A 20,998-nucleotide genomic window follows, 5' to 3' on the forward strand; every position below is an offset into this window, starting at 1 on the left:
ATTCATCAACTCGACAGTTATTTAATATTGTATGTTGGTTAGTGGGAACTATTTTTTATCCAAGTTTGAATTTTACTTTCTATTAATGTTGCATCCAAACTTCCGTCTAGTCCATCCTCTGTAATTATCATATTTCCAAGGATTTCTGAAATTCCCACACTTTCATAGTTTGCTCTTTTCTCCTCCCAATGCTTTTTATATGTTTTATTCCTTAGCATTCCAAGGTGCTCTAAATAAGCAGTTTTGCCTTGGTAGCGTAGAGTAAAATCAGGAATATAGGTTTTACCACTAACCTCTAATGGTTCTTCATATGAATACTCAATTTTCATCTTATCGAGAATGTTTGCCACAATTACTTCGGACTTTGATCTTACCATTTCACCACGAATTGTTTTATGGATTAATTTTTCTTCAAAGAACCGTTTTTGTTTACTTGATTCTATCTCAGTGATGTTTGGAGCTTCAAATAAGTCTGTATATCGTTGTTTGGTATCTGAATGCCAGTCATTAGAATACCTAACTAATTCTTGAATTGATAAATCACTCAATATAATTAGTTTTTCTTTTTGACGAGAAAGTGCAGTATACAAAAGTTCTTTAGTAACAAATGAACTTTTACCGTTTATGACTACTATGGTTTTTCCAAAGCTAGAACCCTGTGATTTATGAACTGTAAGAGCATAAGCAAGTTCTAACTTAGAATCACTATTATCACCACCAAACTCAGCTTTAGTATATGAGAATACTTTTCCTTCAAATGAGCCAAAACGAAATATATACCAACTAGTATTCTTATCATTTTTGCCATAGTGGCTTGGGTAATCCGCCATAATACCAATTTCACCATTAGCAATATATGCTTTCCCCGATGAACCATCCCAGTAATTCTTCTCACTATTTACATTAGATATGACTTTATCTCCGTAAACGATATTTTGAACGGATTGAGGACTGTAATTTGACCACGGATATGCAATCCATTTCTCGACAATGCCTTGACGATATTTTTGGTGAAGTTGATTATTCAAATAATAGCTTCCTGCACCAATAAATTTAGTTGGAGATAAAATTTGCCAGTCTTCTATATGTTTACTCGTTGGATAATTTGTATATTTGCCTACCGTAGCTCCCAAACTTTTGTTGAAACCATCAATATCATCTTCATTTGACATATTTGCAATTTTCACTAATTCTTCTAACAATACTTTATCTAACTCATTTAGATCGGTGTATTGAATATATTTAAGACGTTCATCAGTTTCATTATTTTGAATACGGTAAATTATTTCTTTATCGATCGAATCTGAATTAGAGAATACTTGGGCAAATAATAAATCATCGCCACCTGACCCCTGCCTCATCTCAGTTTTTAAACCTGCGACCCTATCTGGATGAGCAATCTCTAAATATTTTATCATGTCGACAAATGGGCGCCCTGCTCCTATTGGTGGTAATTGATTTGGGTCTCCTATAAAGATAATTCTCTCCGCATGAGAATCAACCAGTTTTAGTATGCCAGCAAACATATCTTCAGTCAGCATTGAACTTTCATCGATAATAACTGTTTTGGCAATACTCGAACTAGGTTCGCTTGGCATCTTATAGGACATTGTATTCCAACTGAAACCTTTTGAACGAATTAAAAATTGTGCAACAGTCATAAAATCAGCTTTAACACTATTCTTCTTAAATGAATTCTCAAGTTGAACTCTTGCTTTCCCAGTGGGAGTCAAAGCTAATACTCCACCAGCTTTAATTTCTTTTGAAGAAGCTAAAATCCCCAATGCTGATGTTTTACCAGTCCCAGCTCTTCCCAATAGGACAGATATTTTAGATGATTCAAGGATTTTTAACGCTGTCACCTTTTCATCACGAGCCAGTTGATCTTTCTCTTCATTATTTTCTTGAAGTTTTCCAAATTGATCGTCAATGATTTGTTTCCAGTCTTGTACACTTGATAAACTAGTTTCTAAACGGTTATTTACTATATCGACTACCAATTCTTTGTAATCTTGATATTCTTCAAGTTTTATGTAAGAATTTTCCACATTAACGTGCAATTCACCTTCATGTAAGAACTCTAGAACACCTTCAATTTTTTCAGTTTGAAACTCCGTTTTTTGATCTAAAGGTAATTTGTTAATTTCTTCAACAATTTGATCATAGCTGAGTAAAGTATGTCCTTGATTTGCTACTTGGTCTAAAACAAATACCACCATAGCTCTAAATCGGCGCTTATCACCTTCTGTTCTCATTTTGGTTGGTTTATTAAGGGGATACTTATTTTCAACTAACCGATTTACAAACATTGCGTTGTCGATTTGAGAAATAGAAACTTTATGCTCGTCCTTTTCTTTTCGTGTAAGTTCGAATAATAGGTATGGGTTTTCAACAATTTCGGCTGCATTATTTCTCAGGTTCCTCCAAGCATAAACAGCTTGTTTAACTGATAGATTCAATCGAGAAAGAAGTTCGAAGTAACGAGTTTTGTTTTCATTTCTTAGTAAGCCAGAAAACTCATCCTCTTTGTCAGCTAAGCTGTCATCAAGATTCTCATTGCCAATTTCTTTGTCTCCTGAAAAATATAGCTTCAATTCAGTGATTAAGTCGTTTTCAGAAATATCAATATGACCAGCAACATCGAAACCATATCTAACACCGAAAGCTGATAAAATCGAACCTAAACCTGGGAAAATACCACGTTGATTCCAAACGCTTTTTAATTGATTATTAATATATTCAAGTTGAACATTAACCCATTGATGATTGGCTTCTTTCAGATTTAGTTTAGCAATATTTTTCAATACCATTTTCGCTTGATTTAGCACGTCAATAGCCGCATCGTAGCTAACCCATTCAGCTGCATATGAAAATTCCGATCTAAATCCTGCCGGTTCAAATAATGTGACACTCGATACATCAAAATCAGGATGGTTTTTTATATACTCGGAAATTTCAAGATATGGCATTAAAAAGCCATCTTTGCCATTAACTCTTATGGAATGAGCTGCATTTGTCTCCCAAATGTAGTTTTTTTCGTCACTGCTTCCATCAGAGTCATACTCATGAAGTTCAACATTTGATACTATATTTCCTATTCCTGCAATTACACGTCGATTATCCTCGATAAATGGAACTTGCTTGTAATATGGAAATATCAATGAATTGTGCGGATTAATTCCAGAAAAGAAGTAATTGAAGATCGCTTTTTGAGATTCTCCATGTGATACCCAGGAACTTGACCAGCTAAGCATTTGTTCTGTTTTCTCTAAGTCAAAATAAAAATTGTAATACTTTTGCTTCTCAATTGCATTATCCTTTAAAGTCCATGAAAAAGGGCGCAATAAGAATGAATAGGGTTCCATCTCGAAAGTTGTTTCTTTAAAATGTTGGAACTTAGCATTTCCTTTTTTATATGGATGATTCATTTTAAGATAAAGATTGGTATCACTCATGAACGCAGCGTTCTCTGTAATCCAGCTTTGCATTCCTACTGGTCCTACTTCTTTGTAACTTTTACCTTTATTTGTTTCCTCAAACTCCAAGTCCCGGGATGATGCAATGTTTGGAATTACTTGAGCAGCTACATTATAACTAGGATTATTGTCAATTCGACCAGTATAATCGTTATCTTTCCACGGAATTCTTGTTGAAAAGTGTTGTACATAGTTTGTTTGTGGGTTACCTTTCTTTTCATTATTTAACTGGAACATTAGCCCTCTCCTCCTAAACCTCTATCACATAGTACTTGCACTTAACACAAATCGTTCTTTAGAAAAAATCGTTTCTCTCTGTTCTCTTCCTAAGGTCCTGATGGTGAGTCTCTCATATATACTCAGTACCCAAACACAATACTCCTTATCAAACTAAAAGCCCGAGCCGGCTGCTTCCTCAACAACTCCAAAGAAACAACCTCCAAAACCTCACCAACCTGCATAACCTCAATTTGTCCACTAACCTTATTCAACAAAACCTCCACATGCCCAATCTGATAAGCCAAAACCTTCCGAGCCCGATCCATCGAAACATCATCCAAACTAGTAAACACCTTACTAGTCAACCGCCTCAACATCCGCCAAAGCTTAATCTCCTCACCAGACTTCATAAACAACTCCGGAAGCTCCTCAGACTGCACCAGCAACGACATCGTCGTCATCATATGCGACTGGATTCCATACCCTACAGGTCGAATCACGTTCTTCAAGGCTTGCCAACTCTCTACTACAAATCTCACCTTGCCCCCATTAACCTTTATATCCTCAACTCTTCCATAATACTGAATACCATTCACAGGACCTGCCTCACTACTCACTTCACTCGTCACATACAGAGCAACATACAAACTCTCCTGCCAACCCCTCTTCAAAGAAGAAGAGTCCAGCTCAAAATACTTGCCCCTCTTATACTCTTGATAATCTGACCTGTCATTCACCGTTCCTACAAGAACCTTCTCATCCAAAGAAGACTCCCAATGCTTCCAAGCACCAGTAGGAAGCACACCTTCCTCCTGCAGATCCTCAGGATTACTCTCCACCAATCGCTCCACTAATGTCTCCACTAGCACAGTCGAATTAGGCAAAAACGGCAGTCCACCAATATTCACCTCATCAATGCTCTTATAAAAAGGATGGTCTAAGTAAGCCTGTTCTTCATGCCACGGAAACAGCACATACGCACCAAACGAATACCGCTCATAGCTATCTCTCTCATGATGCTTTCTCACCAATGCATCTCGATAACGATGCATCGTATTAATATCCTCTTCCAACGGCCCAACCTTTTCAGCCTGATCAGATCCAAAACCGAAATCAATCCGATACTTCGCATCAAACACATAATGATAGCGATTATGAGAATACTTCTTCTCTACCTCGAGCATGATATCCGGTTTCTGCGTAACCGTAGGTACCTTCCCTTCTCTCTTTTGAAAAGAAAGGACAATCCGCTCCCCAGTTTGAGGATGTGTAAACACCTGCTTCGCATTCGAAGTTTGATCCAGATCAACAAATAATGCACCATGACGGATTGCCACGACATCCTGATATTCAGGCACATACTTCGTTCGTAATATCTGTCCCATCTTCAGGTAAGTCCAATACTCATAAAGCGTCGCTACATCCTTCACCGACATTTTGAAAAGCTCTCCTTCAAGCATCAACCCTCTGGTAACGACTAGATAGATTTTATACGCATCCCGATAACCAATCTTTCTCTGAATCACCATGCTTGTGACCGTTCGATCCACACTACTAATCCCTTTCCAAAAGGGTTTATTCAAATAAGCCTTTAGAGTACCTTGCATCCCTTTAACCTTGAGCAGCAACTCTTCATCTACCTTCCGCTCATATCTACCTGACTGCCTGCTTACCTTAGCAGCAAGATCCACTAACTTATGAGTAAGCCGCTCCATCATCCACTTCACAAATCGGTTTTCTAACGTATCATAAGTAATCGTTTTTCGAGCATTTAACCCCTTAACAGGAAAAACAGGCTTATCATGCAGCACCAGTCCATTGTCAGCTTCCATAAACAATTGAGGATTGCTTCGTAAATGCTTACGTCCTTTGCTATCCAATCTCTTAATCCGTTCCCCTCTCACCATCTGATGCTCTGTCAATAGCTGGTGATGAGGCTGTTCCTCAATCCGTTGAATCGACTTGATAAAGCTCTGAAAATAGAACTCGATCAATCGATAAAACTCCGCCAAGGAAGGATTCTCCGATAAATGGTTCGATGCCCCAAGAAACGTCTTCTTTATAAAATGAAAAGCGAGATTATACACTTCATCATTTACTTCCTCTAGAAGCTTACGATAATCATCTTTATAGCTTAATTTCGTTGGAAAAATTTCAAGCTTCACTTCAAGCAACACCTTCTCATGATGCTTAATCGAAAAGCTCGTATATCCCACTTCATTCATAAACTGCAAATTCCCCATAAGGATCGGATGACTTCCTCTACCTACTGGTTCAACCGCATTCCTCAAAACTGGATGCTCATGATAAAAAGACAAGCTTTTATCCGTCTTTGGAGAAATCACAATCTGATAGACTCCATTTTCAAAGAAAATAGGTGCAAAAGACTGACCCTGCTCTTCTTCAAGAGAATTCGTTTCAACATCGTACAATTCAACCGATCGAACGCCCTCACCACTATAGGTAAACGTCATCGCTTCCTTCTCAAGAGCAGAATGCTTCCGATACTGTGATAAACTCTCGAACCTCGCATTATAAGGCATTCCTTTGATAAAAAGAGAAAAATCCTTAGTCTCAATGTACAGCAGCTCTTTCGTTTCCGATCCATTCATCCTTAACTACCCCAAAAGGATGTGAAGCCATCATGCATGATTTTCGGAATCATATTAGACAGCTTATCGGCTGATTTTGAAAAACGAGCTTCTTTCACGATCGCGTGTGCATTCATCTCATCCCACTCATGACTTGTACATAACAGGAACAGCTTCTTCAATGCTTCCTCCGTTTTCAGGTCATTCCCTGTTAATCTTGGAAGAACCTTTTGAAGAAGCTGATAGTCAAACGCGGCGTCAAACTCCATCAGTTGCCCCTCATCGTTATAAATCATGTAGAAGCAGACTTCATCTCTTACCCGGTAGCCAAAATGAGCCTTGATCGGTTCCAATATTGTATTTACTTCAACAAGCAGCCCAGTGACCTTTCTCACAAGATCCTCATGATCAAAGAAAGCATCCTTCAGATTTAAAAACCTTCCAGCTATTTGTTTATTCTCTATAGTAACTGGTTCAGCAAAAGAATCCTTTGTCAAAAATCCAAAATGATCTAACACCACCTCATTGTATTCAATCGTATTCGCTCGATCTAACACCTTTGGACTGAACGGATGAGTCGTCTCATCCATGTTCACCGTCCCAATAATGTAGAAATTATCTCGTAAAAGGAGTCTTCCTAGTTCCTTTTCCTCCACAACAGGTGCAGATACCATCTCCTCATCCTGACGATCACGACTTTCCATCACGCTCAACAAATCACTAAAATAGTATTCTACTCGTGCTAGATTCATCTCATCTAGCAACAAGAAATAAGGCTTATTACGATTTTCAGGCAGATTCGCTTCCATCAACACTTTTGTTAACGGTCCTGCCTGGAACTCTCCTTTAATATCCCGATATCCAATTAGATCGGACCCGTCGCTCCAGTCAGGGCGTACTGGGATCAGGGCAAACTGTCCATTTTCTGCAGTTGCACCTAGACTTTCAGCGAGCAACTGAACAATCTTTGTTTTACCCGTCCCTGAAATACCGGATAGAATAACGAAGGGTTTTGTCTTTAGAGAAAGGTATAAGTTGATGATATCTTTGCGATCATAATAGTATCCTTTAGCAGAAATATAATCATGGATATGATCAATTAGCTCACCATCATTCTGAAACTCTACTTGGAACTCCTCTACTTCAGGCAGGACATCATCTATTTCGTCTTGGGTATTAGAATACTCTATGTATCTCTCATAATAAGCAATCATGCTCTCTAGATCGTCCACAAGCTCTCCTTCAGAAGGCATGTCATCTTTACGGTATTCTATGTAAGCTGCAGTCGATAATGCATATCCCTTCGCTTTACTTGACTCTCCCAGATATAAGTCATTATCCTTCTTAACCGAAGTCTTCATTTCTACATGATCACGGATTTCCTGCTTACGCTTCAACATTTCTTCTTTTGTCGTTTCTGTTACTCCCTGTGCCAACGTTAAATAAAGTCTACTCATATCTTCACTGAATAAATAAACGATATAATAGCCTCTTTGAGTAGAAGTTGTAATTTCTTTATTCATAATCGCAATCCAAGGAACAGACGCCCAATTTCCTTGGCCAACAGAGCCTGTAACGACATATTGCTCTTTTAAACAATCTAGCTGCTTGAACTCTTTAGGGACATCGCTTCTTACATATGATCCAAGCTCATTCCTTCCAAAGGATTGAGCCTTAGCTTGAACGTAGTTATTCATAATATATAAGAGTTTTTCACGTATCGACGTTTTCACATTAGGGTGCTCCTTTAGTATATTGACTTGAATATTCGGGGTGTACTCATCATCGATTAAATCTACATATTGAAGCCATTTAAGGAGATTCGTCGTTCTTTCTTTGGCTACACTATCCACCATTAGATTATCCCCAAGTGAATTCCTTACAATTAGTTTTCCTACCTCAATCAATGCTCTTTTTTTCTCGATTGGTGTATGTTCTTTTAATAAGCCCAATACTTCAATCGCCATTCTAAAATACTCTTTATGTAAAATCAGCCCCCTTAATAGCTCGATCTTATTTAAAGATTGTATGTATTCTTTGAAGAGTTTTTCATTTTGTTGTTGATCCTTATCCAGGAAACCCAATAATCTTAAGTCCTGACGTGCTCTTGACTTGATTCGATACTCATTACCTTCCAGTTCCTCACTTAGTCTTTCAGGTTGATACGTCCCATCAATAATCTCCTCTAAAAACGTCATAACTTTATGAATCTGCTCATTCGGCAAGTCGTCTGTTTTGAACTCGATGAACGAAATGGCAGTCTTTTGTCCTTTCTCCACTACCTTTACAAAAGGCAGCTTTGAAAAGAAAGACATAATAAAAGAAGTTCTCCCCTTCGTTTTTACAAAGTCCTCTTTGAATGCCACTCGTTTAGAAGAAAACTCTTCCCATGCTTGCAGCAAAAACTCAAAAGAAATGGATTCCATTGAAGTCGTTTTTTCTCCTCGCTGGAACTTCTCCAATGATGAATCCGTCTCTACATAAATTCCCTTTTCATCTATCTCTCTTATGTAATTCCACTTCTTCTGTGTTAACGTTTCTATCATTTTGGTTTGTTCTGCCAGTGCTTTTATGATTTCTATTCCCATAGTTGTCTCCTAAATAGTCATTTTCTATAGTTTATCACAATTATTTCCATGTAATAAAAAAGCCTTCCTGCAGTATGCAATGAAGTCTTAAATAATCTCATTTGGAATCTAATTAAAATAACGTAATAAAGTTAACCCTATTCCCTATAGCCAGTTTGTCTTGTAATTCCTCTATCGAGAGGTAATAATTCAATCGAACTTGCCCAATCAATCCCCTACCTCTATTAAGAAAACCTTCTCTTCAAATGCACCACGCTTCTCCGTTTTCTCTTTGCGTACCGATTCAACTTCTTCTATAGAAGATCCATGATGCTTAGCCAGAGCTTGAATAATCTCTAACAGATCCGCAAGCTCCTCTAATGCTTCCCCATTCGATTCAGCTGCACAATACTCATCTAGCTCTTCATAGCTCTTTTCTTTTAAGTACTTTATATAGTCCTGATCATTTAAGATTTCTGTTGAAACCTTCTTTCCTGTGTTCTCAATGATTTGTGGAATTTTATCTCTGACTAGTTTGTTGTACGTTGGCATGGAATTGACCTCCTAACTATTTACTATAAGCTCACCATATTTTAAAGGCATGATGAACTTAGGTGAGGATATTAATAGAGTATTTAATCTGTGGCTACTTTTTCCTCCCACTTAAATAACAGATTAAAAAGCGGTGATAGATAAATCGATTGAAGCATTTGCTGAACCCTTAACCTTAATGAACTCACCACGGACACACTGAAAGAGGGAATGGGAACTCCACCTAAAAAGGTCCTGCCCCTTTATTAAGTTAAAATACTAATGCGCCTGAGGGGAAGACACCAAAATTGTGTTTATGGATACTTGGAATATATAGCATTTATTATACGAAATATCTAAGTGTTATTTTATAACATACAGTTTATAAATTGTCAGATAAGGTGAAGTAAATAGATTTAGAGTTTTCCAGAATTCCTTATTAATACCATCTTATCTTCCATTGAAATATATGGTAATATTAGGTTTCGAACTGTTTCTAACTAAGAAAGGCGGTAGCATAATGTCAGTAGCTGCACTACGCTATACATTTTCTTCCTATTCAATTCCTAGCTTGCCTTCTTTGAAACCATGGAAAGAATATAGTTTTCATATTCAAGAGTCAAGTATGAGAAGTGCAATTAATGCAGAAAGAAAAATAAACAACTTCCTTTCTGGAGGTACACTTCCTAAACAAGTCTGGGTGGACTTAAAAGGGGTTTACGGGCTTTCAGATTCGAGACTGAGTATTAACACTCTGGGCCACGATTTTATTATTTACTGTAGTACTGCATCAACAAGCTTCGCTAAGGAAGCTTGGTTATATAGAGCTCACAAAAACTCTATAAATGCAGATCTTCGTTATAAATTTAATAATAGGCTTAAAAATTTATATACGTTACTATCATACATTCCAGATAATTTAGCCGAGAGAGTATTTAACAATTCAACTGAAGGCAATAAGGTGTTGGCATTTTCAGAACACTTAATTCAATATCCATTTGCCTTAGATAAATTATTTGAATTACCTTGGAGCGACATTGTAAACCTTACTAATAGAACAGATACTCAAATTGAGGAATTAATAAGCTTATTGACGCCTTCTGAACATAACTTAGTTCCTTTATTGAAACGCATAAAGACTTTTAATAGAGAACCTGAACGGAGACTTGTTTTCGTTGCTTCTATGCTGATAGCACCTACTATAGAGAGAATAGAATTTACAGGAAGCTCTCCGTTAATTTTGAATTATCCCTTTAGTCGTTTTTTTACAGAGCAGGATTTAATTAGATACCTTAATCAAACAGGAGCCTATATGGTTCACTAAGACAGGAGAGAACAATTTGAGTCTACAAACCCATTTACAAAATTCAAGACTACTTTTTAATCAAGAAAATGTAATTGACTTGTATTTATCACTTAAAACATCACCTATTACAATTTTCACGGGCATATCAGGAAGTGGAAAAACAAAGTTAGCTCAATTATTTACTGAATATATGGTAACTACACTACACCCTGTAACAATAGCTGGTACTCCAATGCCTTCTCCAGTAATAGAGAGACAACGCTTTTCATTTGTTTCAGTCCGTCCTGACTGGTTGGATAATAAAGGTGTACTTGGATATTACAATCCACTATTAGGTGTTTATTCAATTACCCCAATTCTTCAATTATTGCTCAATGCCTTAAACGAGCCGAACGAACCACATTTTTTAGTTTTAGATGAAATGAATCTTGCAAAAGCAGAGTATTATTTCTCAGACTTTTTAAGTGCTTTGGAAAGTAGAAGGTACTCACCAACCACAGGATCTTATGAAGCTGAATCCATAAATTTACATAATGCAGGTTCGCGTGTTATTGCAAAAAATTATGCAGATCCCAATGATAAGATTCAAGCAATAGCTGAAATGAACAGTCTTCCCGATAATTTATATGTGCATGTTTCATCTACTTTAGAAAGAAAATATTTTATTCCCGAAAGCATTGTCATCCCTCCAAATTTATATGTGATCGGTACAATAAATATAGATGAATCAACTTACAGGTTCAGTCCTAAAATTATCGATAGGGCTCATGTAATTGAAATGAATGGAACTACAACTGAAGATTATATTAACTATTTAACCGGTACAATAAGCACTATAACAACACATTCTTCCTTTTCTGGACTAGATTTTAACAAACGTGATTTCACACATGGAAATAGATTTATATCTACTCGTACCGAAGCTATTATACTAAGTGATACATCTATCAATCAAAACATTTTACAAGAAACAGTAACCCATCTGGGTGGTTTACTACTAGATTCACCTTTTAGATTTAGTTATAGAACTACGAATCGTTTAATTCAATTTATCGGGAATGGGAAAGACCTATGGGATAATAGCCATATTCCATTCAATGATGATTCATTATTATTTTTATTAGATAGTGCTATCTTATTGAAGGTCTTACCAAGGTTACATGGTCAAAGGAGATTACTAGAACCATTACTAAAAAATTTAATATATTTTTGTCGTTCAACTTTTACCAATGCACATTATGTAGAGATAATAAGTGGGAGAATACCAGACGATCTTAAAGGGCTTGAGTCTCAACCATTCGTGAAATCTGACTATAGATATCCTAGAGCTGCCCTTACCATCTTTAAAGTATATAACTCTCTGGTAAAGGGAAATGCTAATTATGGGAGCTTTATTTAATGAAAGATTTTTATTTGGTTAATAAGGTTGAAATTCTAAACCCTAATTTCAAGCTAACAATAGAACCATCAAAACCACTGGATTTAATAAACCTCACTATTGAAACTTATGAAATAAATAATAATTACTTAATCTTACATTGTGAAAAGTGCAATGATATAAAGTTATACCATAAATCACCTATTGTGTTTTCAAGGGAACCTTTATTAGAGGATCTAAAATTCCTTGAGAATAGTTTGTACACAATTGAAATTGAACATGATAATTTGGAGAACTTAGTTCTTCAGCCTAGGCTTCACATGTCTTCTTCAAGTCCATCAAAGTCAAAAACGAAATATTTAGAAAAATTAGCCTACACAAGAGTAAATTGGGAATCGTATGTTGGGAAAGATCATATTAGTGTTTTTTGGAAATTAGAAGATTCATTTAATTTGCCAGTTGAAATTAGAGCAGCAAAAATTGATTATTTATTAGATTTCAAGACAATGGTTAATAATATAAATACCGTTTGTTCAACAATAATTTGGAGTAACAAAACTAATTCCAGTCTCAATACACAGAATACTCTTTACTATGAGAAAAATTTACTGAGTAAATTTTTCTTTATTAGATCTGCATTATCTGAGGAAAATCTTCCAAGTTCTTTTTACCTCATTCGTAATGCACCTATTACAAAATTAGAAGATCACAAAAAAAATGTAACTATTGGAGAAGTTTCCTCATTTGATTACAGAACTGTTAGTTCAATAATAGATAGCCCATATTGGGTTGCTACTGACACATCAGCAGATTATTTATCTACTTCATCAAATAATTTACCTTATATTATTAATGAACATAGCTCAAAGCTATCTTATGACACTACTGAAAATAGATTCATAAAATACTTACTTGATGAAATTCACTTTATACTTAGTGAACTAATTGTTCAATATTCAAAACAAACATTTGTGGGCCTTGAATCATTTAGATTATTATCAATTGTGGAAAAAATGATTTCTAATAGCTTCCTAAATGAAGTTAAATCTACTCCCTATATTGAAACAGGAAATTTAGCTCTAAGAAGGGTTCCAGGGTATAGTGATTTTTTTATTTTCTATGAGCAGCTATTAATGTCAGAAACTCTTGAATGGGACGAATTTATCGACCTTCTTTTTCATAAACAGATTAAACCTATTTATGATATCTATGAAGCCTGGGTTTTGACAGAATTCCTTGAAGCTTTCAAAGGCATTTCAACCGGTGGTTTCGATGTAGAATTTGGAAATGGTAAAAGATTTATAAAAAGAATTACCACACAATTTCATTCCTTAAATTTGGAAGTTTTATATCAACATACGATAAAACATTCTAAGAAAAATATACCGCTTAGTTCATATTCAATGCGAATGGATCCGGACTTTATATTAAATATTTATAAAGCTGATAAATTGTTAGGCTCAGTAGTATTTGATGCAAAATATAAACTAAATAATATTGGTGACATTTTTGACTTTCCTGATGACGGTTTAGATGAACCCAATGCAGGTATAACTACACAGGAAAGGCTTGCTAAAAGAGTAGATCTCATGACAATGCATGCATATAAGGATTCCATTAGAGGCGTTCAAGGTTCATATGTTATACTGCCTAGTATAGAAAAGAACTTAGAATTTTGGAGTGAAAATAAAAATATAGTTCCCTCTATAGGCGCTATTCCTCTTTATCCAAGCACAAACACAATTTTCAGGCAACTTCAAAGAGATACTTTTACACGGTTTCTAAAAAAACTTATTACACATTATAATAGAGTAGGGTGACCTTTCTCAAGGCCACCCCCTCATCAAACCGTACGTGCCCTATTAAGGCATACGGCTTACCAATGTGATTCCGCTTAGTTCAAGATGATGCAAACTTATTCGCACAGTGTATTTTAGAAAGTCGTTGTGAAGAAAAGTATTCCTCTCCCTTTTCTTTTGCTCTCTCCAGACTTCTTTTGTATTTCTTCTTTTGCTTATCTTTCATGTATTGGAGGTAGTATTCAATACCATCTCCATACTGTTTTCCGTAATATATTTGAAAAGCAGATTTAAGACCTGTACACGCAAAGAATTCAATGTTCCATTTCGTACTCATCACCCATCCTTTTCGTTGTGAAGGATGTTTGTGAAGCATAGCGACTCTCAGCCTTCGGCGAGTGTAAGAATCTATTGCCAGTAGTTCATCTCTGAATATGTTGAAACAACAGTTCAGTCGATATCCCTTCTCTTTGAATTCTTCAATCGCTTTCCACAAGGTTAGATAGAAGTTTACCTTTCCTTGAATGATGGAGTTTACGCGTTGGTACCACGCTTCTCTGCTTAAGGTGAGTGTTTTCCTGGTGGCTCTCTTAATTTTCATTCGAAAGTCTTTCCAGGTCTCATCTTTTGGTTTGGCTAAATAGTAAGGTTTACCATCCTTCTTACGTTTTCTCCAGTGTTGGAACGTAAAACCAATAAAGTCGAAATCATCATGATTGAAATCGACAATTTTAGTCTTCTCGATAGAAATTTCCAGACCTAGTTCATCGAGTTTCTCTTTTGTGATTTGTTCGGCTTTCTTAATGTCCTCTTTGGATTTGGCGAAAAGGAGGAAGTCATCGGCATACCGTACAAATCGAATGCCGTGTAAATCAAGTGTCCAATCCAGTTCGTTCAGATAGATATTCGCTAAAAGTGGAGAAATCACTCCACCTTGAGGAGTACCTGAATCTGAGCGATGGTAGGTCCCTTCTTCCATGTATCCAGCTTTTAGCCATTTCCAAATCATGTCTAGGACTGTACCGTCCGCTACATATTTGTTTAGGACCTTCATCAGTTTCTTGTGCGGGATATTGTCAAAGAAGCCTTTGATATCGCAATCATAAATGTGATTGTATCCTTGTTCAATATTCCACATTATAATTTGTACAACTCGTTTGGCTCCGCGATTTTGACGATACCCACATGACCAATTATGAAAGATATGGTCATCGAATTTTGGTTCTAATACGTTTCGCAGAGATTGTTGAACAATCCGATCTTCGACCGTAGGAATACCGAGAGGTCTCTGTTTTCCATTCTTCTTGCGTATATAGGAGCGTCTGACAGGAGTAGGCTCATATTCTTTCGCTCTCAGTTTGCCGAGTAGATTATCTAGATTTTCATCCAGGTTCTCCTCATACTTTTCAAGAGTTACTTCGTCGATTCCACCTGAACCTTTGTTGGCTTTTACTTTCTCCCACGCACTTTTCAATTTACGGTCAAACAGTAGTTGTCCGTATACACTATGCCATTTAAGCTTTAATTCTTGATTCACTACGTATTCCACACCTTTCATTGTGTACATTCAGTTCGTTTATACCGAAGTATCGTGGTCTGTTGTCATTACACACCTTTACTTGTGTAGAGTCACAAGGTCGTTCCCCTTCCGTTCACCAGATGTTTTGTCATCTGGCTACTTCCGTACTATGAGAACGTCTGACTTCTCTATCCACATTATCCATTTCGGAATTCCTTATAGGACAATGCCCTGACGGTAAGATAGAGATCTCACGGGGTCATCGCACTTTCCTTCTGTACATACCCAGCACCATCACTTGATAAGTTGAGCTCATTCGGCTGATTCTTTGAATGAACACCTTTAAGACTTCCCATTATTTTCGCATGGTCGCCAACTTACCCAGCCGCCGTGCTTCACACTTTTTGCATTTGGGTCTGCACATCCGACTACGGGTCTCTCGATTATCCGCATCTCCTCCGAACACAATCTCACAATTATGCCCTAGATTAGTCTTCGTTAGTTGTATCAGCACTCTAACGGAAGGACTTTCACCTTCGAGACGATGAATCTTCCGGGATTCGGGAGCCGTTTATACTACGTATCGTACTCCAACCCTTAACAATTCATCTTGAGTGTGGAACACTCAAGGTGCGACTGCCCGTCGCACAAAGAAGAGGCATCTCTTAGATGCCTTCAGCTTGTAGACAAAGTCAAAGAATTAGACCAAGTCTATGAGGTTTTTTGTATAAAGAATGGAATAGATATTCTGTCGGAGAGATAAAAATGTTAACAAAACACATTGAAGATGGAAGAATTCAAATTAAAATGGTTGCGTTTAGATCAGCTGGTTTCAGATGATCACCTGGTGAGGAAGGTTGAACAAGCGATTGATTTTGAATTTATCTATGACTTGGTTAAAGATATATTGTTTAGATAATGGTAGGCCTAGTGTGATCTGATCATTCTGATAAGGGATTTGTTGATACATCCGTTGTTGTTTATTGACTCTACTCATATAAAAGCTAATGCAAATAAAAAGAAATTCGAAAAGAAAAAAGCCCAAATAGAAACAAAAACGTATCAGACTCAATTAGATGAAGAGGTCAATATCGACCGTGAGAAACACGGAAAAAAGCCCTCCCCCCCATTCTCCCACAGAATAAAGAAGATTCAAAAGAAATTAAGGACAGTACGACAGACAGACCCTGAAAGTGGTTATTATGTAAAAGATGGACGTGAAAAACTTTTCGCTTATTCTTTTCATACGGTAGGTAACTTCCGCGGCTTTCTCCTAGGTTCTCTCGTCACTGGTGGAAATTTGCAATGAAACTTTTTAAGACCTCTTAAGGTGTTCCAACGCATGCCATTCTTTTTTTTGGCGTCCGCAAAGACCCGTTCTATCGTCTCTTTGCGTTTCGCATATATTGTACTATTTAGATCTGTACATCTTAAATGATCTACTTGGTCTATGTAATCCTGCTGCCATACGTGTCGATGAATCATTTTGGTATGATTCTTACTCTGCGTGCAACGGTCCAATAGAGGACAACAGTCTTTACATTCCATAAGGGTTTGAAGCGCACTGTTTATACCCGTCTCTTGTCGTTGTGCGGTACGGAAGAACTCGTCCTCTTGGACAAAGAGACATATTTATATTTTTTTAAGATATCCATCTTTCGTTCTCGGGAGGGTGTAAGGCATAACGGGTCTGATTTCTTGGTATATGAGGAACTTATCGATGTGCGGTGTTTTATATCCTGCATCAACAGCGACGGAATCAGGCTTTCCTACTTTATCAGAGACTTGAGTGACGAGTTTGTCCAACATTCGATTAAAGCCATGCTTATCTCCGCTCCCATTAATTAGCAAACCGAACACAACGAGGACCATGTCCAGCCTGAAAATAGAAAAGAAAATCTATAAAAATAACAGAAATCCCCACCTTTCACGTAATCCGAAGGTGGGGTTTGTCTACGGTCTGAAGGCATCTCTTAGATGCCTTTTCTCTTTATTCTTCTTCTTTTCTAAAGATCAATATATATTGGTGCATTTGATGCATTACATATGCATATGGATATCCAAAAGGAAAGAGATCGTTTGCTTGATCATACCATATTTTCACTCCCCTATAAACCAATCCAGGAATTGTACTTAGTGAATTAATAATATCTGCATGTAGAATATTAGGTTTACCAGGTTTGGGTTGGAAATCTTTACAAAATACTATTGCATATTTACCCACTTCCAATTTTTCAACTGCAAGTTCCATTATGTCTTTAAATTGAATTAAAAAATCATCATACTCTTGATTTCCTAAGTCTCTCTTATCATCTGTATAGGGAGAAGGATTATCTTTACCATAGAATTTCAACTTTTGACCTGTCTTCTTTTTATTCATCATATCTGCATAAGGGGGATCGGTAATAATCAGCTGAAATTTTCTATCTAATAACGGATGATCGTTGTTAGATAAAATTTCCTTTGAGTCTCCATGAATTGTATTTTCAAGAGGGATATTGTCAGTTTCACAAACGGTATTATAAGCATTTAAATATAAATGGTTTAAATCTATCCCCACTCCATGTCTTGGGGGCTCACATAAAGAACCTCCTAATAGGCTCCCCCCCACACCGACAAAGGGGTCCAAGATCCATTGATCACCTTTTGTAAAGAATGAAATAAGTTCTTTCATTAACTGAGGGGGTTTAGGTGAGGGATGAATTTTTCTTAAATCGAAACCAACCCCATCTTTTATTGTAGGTGGATAAGCTTTTACTAAAACACTGTTTAAGAAAAATGTCCATTCTCTTCCTGTAAGGTCATTAAGTTTATTACGTTTATCATAAATTCCCCTTTCACCTAAGTCAACGCCGTTTACTCCGATTTCTTTCTTTTTCTTTCTACCCTTACTTTTTTCTTCTCTCCAATATGGTAGTTTTTGATCCTTATCTTCATCCACTTTATCAACTAAGGATTTCGATTTTTCATCATCTATTTTAAGTTCAAGTTCAAGATTTTCATTTATTTCTGACATAGTATAATCGCTCCTTTACTTTAATTTCACCACTACCCCCGCCATTACTTTTGTATCTTTGAAATGAAACATCTATATAATCAGTTTCACCTTTAACACTTAGAATCTTTATTATCTCCTCATGTTTTAATATCCCGTCAGTATTATAACTTAAAAAAATATGCTTACTATTTAACCTAGAAATCACTTCATTAAGTGCTTTGGCAGCTTTATCATTATAACAAAAATCTGATTTTTGTGTTTGCCAAGGTCTTAATCCTGTTTTTCCAGTTACAACTGGTGAGTCACCAACTGCAATTGTCTCTAGTACATGATAATAAGCTCCATACTGACGAAAATTATACGGCGGATCAAGATAAACTATATCTGCTTTTATATCAGCGGCTAATTCTTGAACATCTTTTTGAAGCACTTTGTGCTCTAGTTTATCATTTTGTGATACTTCTATTGATTCTAACATTATTGAATTAAAAGCCCTTTTATCCCATTCTTTTAAGAAAGCTCCATAGGTTCCTGCTATATTAGCAACCTTATTGGTTGCCCGTAAAAGTGAAGCCAGTAAGATTGCCTCTTCTGATTCATTAATCAATTTATTTGTCTTCCAATTTTCAATTTGAGTTCTTATTGCGTCAATTTTTGAAGCATTTTCTCCAGTAAAATACATTCTTTTACTTTTTCCTTCAGGAGAGTATTCATTAAAAATAAAGCCTTCTATTCCTGAAAGAGCGTTTAAATGTTTTAATACAGTATCTTGATTATTCTGAAATAAGCTAGTTAATTCTTGCTCTTTTATTTGGTTTGAGTTAATTAACTTATTAAAAGTAATATCATTTGAAGATGCCAGAGCCGCTTTAGCCCATGTCACACAAACTGTTAAAAGGTCATTTGCAATTATTTTATAACCTTTTTTTCTGAAAAATCGAGAAACAGAAGCTGTACCAGTGAATAAATCTGCAAAGGTTAAAGTTCCTTCCTCCTCATACTCTACTTTTTCTTTTACAAAGGCATAAATGAAATCAAGTAGCCTTTCTTTAGAACCAATATACCTCATTATACACATCTCCAATAAATAAAAACGTGCACCCACAAAAAATTAATACTTTTGGATGCACTTTTGGTTTCAAATTTATATCTAAAAAAGTCCCCATTAAATTATAATGTTCTTAATAGGGTGAGTCTATGATTAAATATCATTTTAGCTTGGCTAATAACTCCAACACTTATATTATACCAGAACAAAAGTTCTGTGTTAATAAAGTTTAATGCTTTTTTCAACAGGAATTACTCCAATTAATCCTAATCGACAAACAAGTTTCTTTCAATTCTTTCGTAGATTACTCTCGGAATAATAATAACATTGGTTTAAATCAACCCCATGGACCTTAGACTAAACACTTATTGTTTCCACATTCCTATAAATAATTAGTTAGATGACTAAGAATCACGAGAAAGTTCCCAATTTACTTTACATTAAAAATTAAAAGAAGCTTTTTTAATACCAAGAATTTTTTGGAAGCTAAAAGATGTTTATGGTAAATTCAATCATAAGCTGTAAGATTTTTGTTTGATTTACAAAATGACGAAAGGATGACTCTCAAAAGACAAGACAAATATGGTCGAATGTTAAAATTGAATTGGAGTAGTTATTGCCAAAATATTTAAAATCAGAACCGCTCTCTTATTCATACTAAAAATAACTGCCCACCAGATCAAATAAGGAGGAATTGAAAATTAAAAAGAAGGAATTGATATTATTAAAGAATAAGCAAAAGTACAATTTTATTATTATTGGTTTCTGTAACAAACATGGGTATGGAGAAATATATTTCACAGAGAATAATAGAAAGACTACAATTCATAGGGGTTCTGATTTAAAAGAAGTTATTAAGAGAGCAAAAAAACAAAGCAGCCTCATGTAAAATGTAAACAGTAGAGATTTGGTTTCTTGGTAAAAGAGGATTGAGACAAGTTCAAACCAAGTAGATTCTAAGTCCTGACTTTCATCAATCAACATGGCATCGTATGTAGGGGGAATCGCTTCCCCCTTTACAACCTTTTCGAGTATGGTAGGCGACTCTTTTTCCATAATCCTGAGGACATTCCTCAGCAAGAAAAAAAATCTATACTGAGATATTATGCTTTCTCTCTTTTAAGTTCTCAGAACCAGTTAATTCAAAATCAAAGAGATTGTCAGGTTCATTCATTATATAGAATACGATCTGCTCATTATACCAGGCAAAGGAAATATTGTAGAAGAGAATTAGGAGCTTCCAATCGGGTTATTCTTTGGCGAGTATTTTCACTCTGCTCGCAAGTATGAGCGTCTTCCGCTCCTCAGAAGACGTATGTAAAATTTATTCACCAGGGTTTAACTGAAACAACGTATTCTTTGTATAATCTTTACCCCTAACACCCCCAGACCCAAATCCTGTCCAATAATAACAAAGCTCGGTCTTCTCGCATGGATCTCAGGTTCATAATACACAATATAATCATCTGGAAAATACTTCTTTAACGTATGAAACAACAACCTCTCCCAGCAGTAGCCTACGATCGGATCGTTTCCGATATAATGTATGCCATCACCCCTACTGTT

The 20,998-nt window shown here is 36.1% G+C and carries 10 protein-coding genes and 3 pseudogenes; 4 read left to right on the forward strand and 9 right to left on the reverse strand.

The window, feature by feature from the left end; all coding sequences use genetic code 11:
• Window positions 1-38: 38 nt before the first annotated feature.
• The 4 genes from ACSQ2E_RS18570 to ACSQ2E_RS18585 all read right to left on the reverse strand — a co-directional run bounded on the left by ACSQ2E_RS18570 (window position 39) and on the right by ACSQ2E_RS18585 (window position 9,405).
• Window positions 39-3,713, reverse strand: a complete 3,675-nt coding sequence (locus ACSQ2E_RS18570; RefSeq protein ID WP_435992983.1) for an AAA family ATPase — start codon at window positions 3,711-3,713, stop codon at window positions 39-41.
• Between the two features lie 122 nt (window positions 3,714-3,835).
• Window positions 3,836-6,307, reverse strand: coding sequence for a DUF2357 domain-containing protein (locus tag ACSQ2E_RS18575; protein WP_435992985.1), 2,472 nt, complete (start codon window positions 6,305-6,307; stop codon window positions 3,836-3,838).
• Window positions 6,308-6,309: 2 nt separating this feature from the next.
• Window positions 6,310-8,874, reverse strand: a complete 2,565-nt coding sequence (locus tag ACSQ2E_RS18580; protein WP_435992987.1) for an MrcB family domain-containing protein — start codon at window positions 8,872-8,874, stop codon at window positions 6,310-6,312.
• A 207-nt stretch (window positions 8,875-9,081) separates the two neighbouring features.
• Window positions 9,082-9,405, reverse strand: coding sequence for a nucleoside triphosphate pyrophosphohydrolase (locus ACSQ2E_RS18585; RefSeq protein ID WP_435992989.1), 324 nt, complete (start codon window positions 9,403-9,405; stop codon window positions 9,082-9,084).
• 499 nt (window positions 9,406-9,904) lie between these two features.
• Between ACSQ2E_RS18585 and ACSQ2E_RS18590 the strand changes: the two genes are divergently transcribed.
• The 3 genes from ACSQ2E_RS18590 to ACSQ2E_RS18600 are packed head-to-tail and all read left to right on the forward strand — an operon-like array spanning window position 9,905 to window position 13,888.
• A complete protein-coding gene (locus ACSQ2E_RS18590; protein WP_435992991.1) occupies window positions 9,905-10,708 on the forward strand; it encodes a hypothetical protein in 804 nt (267 codons plus the stop codon).
• Between the two features lie 16 nt (window positions 10,709-10,724).
• Window positions 10,725-12,089 (forward strand): McrB family protein, encoded by a 1,365-nt coding sequence (locus ACSQ2E_RS18595; RefSeq protein WP_435992993.1) that lies wholly within the window; start codon window positions 10,725-10,727, stop codon window positions 12,087-12,089.
• Complete coding sequence (locus tag ACSQ2E_RS18600) at window positions 12,089-13,888, forward strand: DUF2357 domain-containing protein (protein WP_435992995.1); 1,800 nt, start codon at window positions 12,089-12,091, stop codon at window positions 13,886-13,888. The genes ACSQ2E_RS18595 and ACSQ2E_RS18600 overlap by 1 nt, the downstream gene beginning before the upstream one ends.
• 79 nt (window positions 13,889-13,967) lie before the next feature.
• On the opposite strand, the gene ltrA is transcribed toward ACSQ2E_RS18600, so the two are convergent.
• Window positions 13,968-15,404, reverse strand: a complete 1,437-nt coding sequence (gene ltrA / locus ACSQ2E_RS18605; protein ID WP_435989184.1) for a group II intron reverse transcriptase/maturase — start codon at window positions 15,402-15,404, stop codon at window positions 13,968-13,970.
• A 747-nt stretch (window positions 15,405-16,151) separates the two neighbouring features.
• Between ltrA and ACSQ2E_RS18610 the strand changes: the two are divergent.
• Window positions 16,152-16,689: pseudogene (locus ACSQ2E_RS18610) on the forward strand (IS5/IS1182 family transposase); the annotation flags it as partial.
• An 8-nt stretch (window positions 16,690-16,697) separates the two neighbouring features.
• Here ACSQ2E_RS18610 and ACSQ2E_RS18615 read toward each other — a convergent pair.
• From ACSQ2E_RS18615 to ACSQ2E_RS18630, 4 genes and pseudogenes are all read right to left on the reverse strand, one after another.
• Window positions 16,698-17,246 (reverse strand): annotated as a pseudogene (locus tag ACSQ2E_RS18615) (transposase); the annotation flags it as partial.
• Between the two features lie 130 nt (window positions 17,247-17,376).
• Window positions 17,377-18,402, reverse strand: coding sequence for a DNA methyltransferase (locus ACSQ2E_RS18620; protein ID WP_435992997.1), 1,026 nt, complete (start codon window positions 18,400-18,402; stop codon window positions 17,377-17,379).
• Window positions 18,386-19,453 carry a DNA adenine methylase gene (locus ACSQ2E_RS18625; RefSeq protein WP_435992999.1) on the reverse strand — a complete coding sequence of 356 codons (1,068 nt, stop codon included), beginning with the start codon at window positions 19,451-19,453 and terminating at the stop codon, window positions 18,386-18,388. The genes ACSQ2E_RS18620 and ACSQ2E_RS18625 overlap by 17 nt, the downstream gene beginning before the upstream one ends.
• Before the next feature lie 1,306 nt (window positions 19,454-20,759).
• Window positions 20,760-20,985: pseudogene (locus tag ACSQ2E_RS18630) on the reverse strand (nuclease); the annotation flags it as partial.
• Window positions 20,986-20,998 lie beyond the last annotated feature (13 nt).

Origin of the sequence: Rossellomorea sp. LjRoot5, from assembly GCF_964253455.1 — a bacterium.
In the GTDB taxonomy this organism is placed as follows: domain Bacteria; phylum Bacillota; class Bacilli; order Bacillales; family Bacillaceae_B; genus Rossellomorea.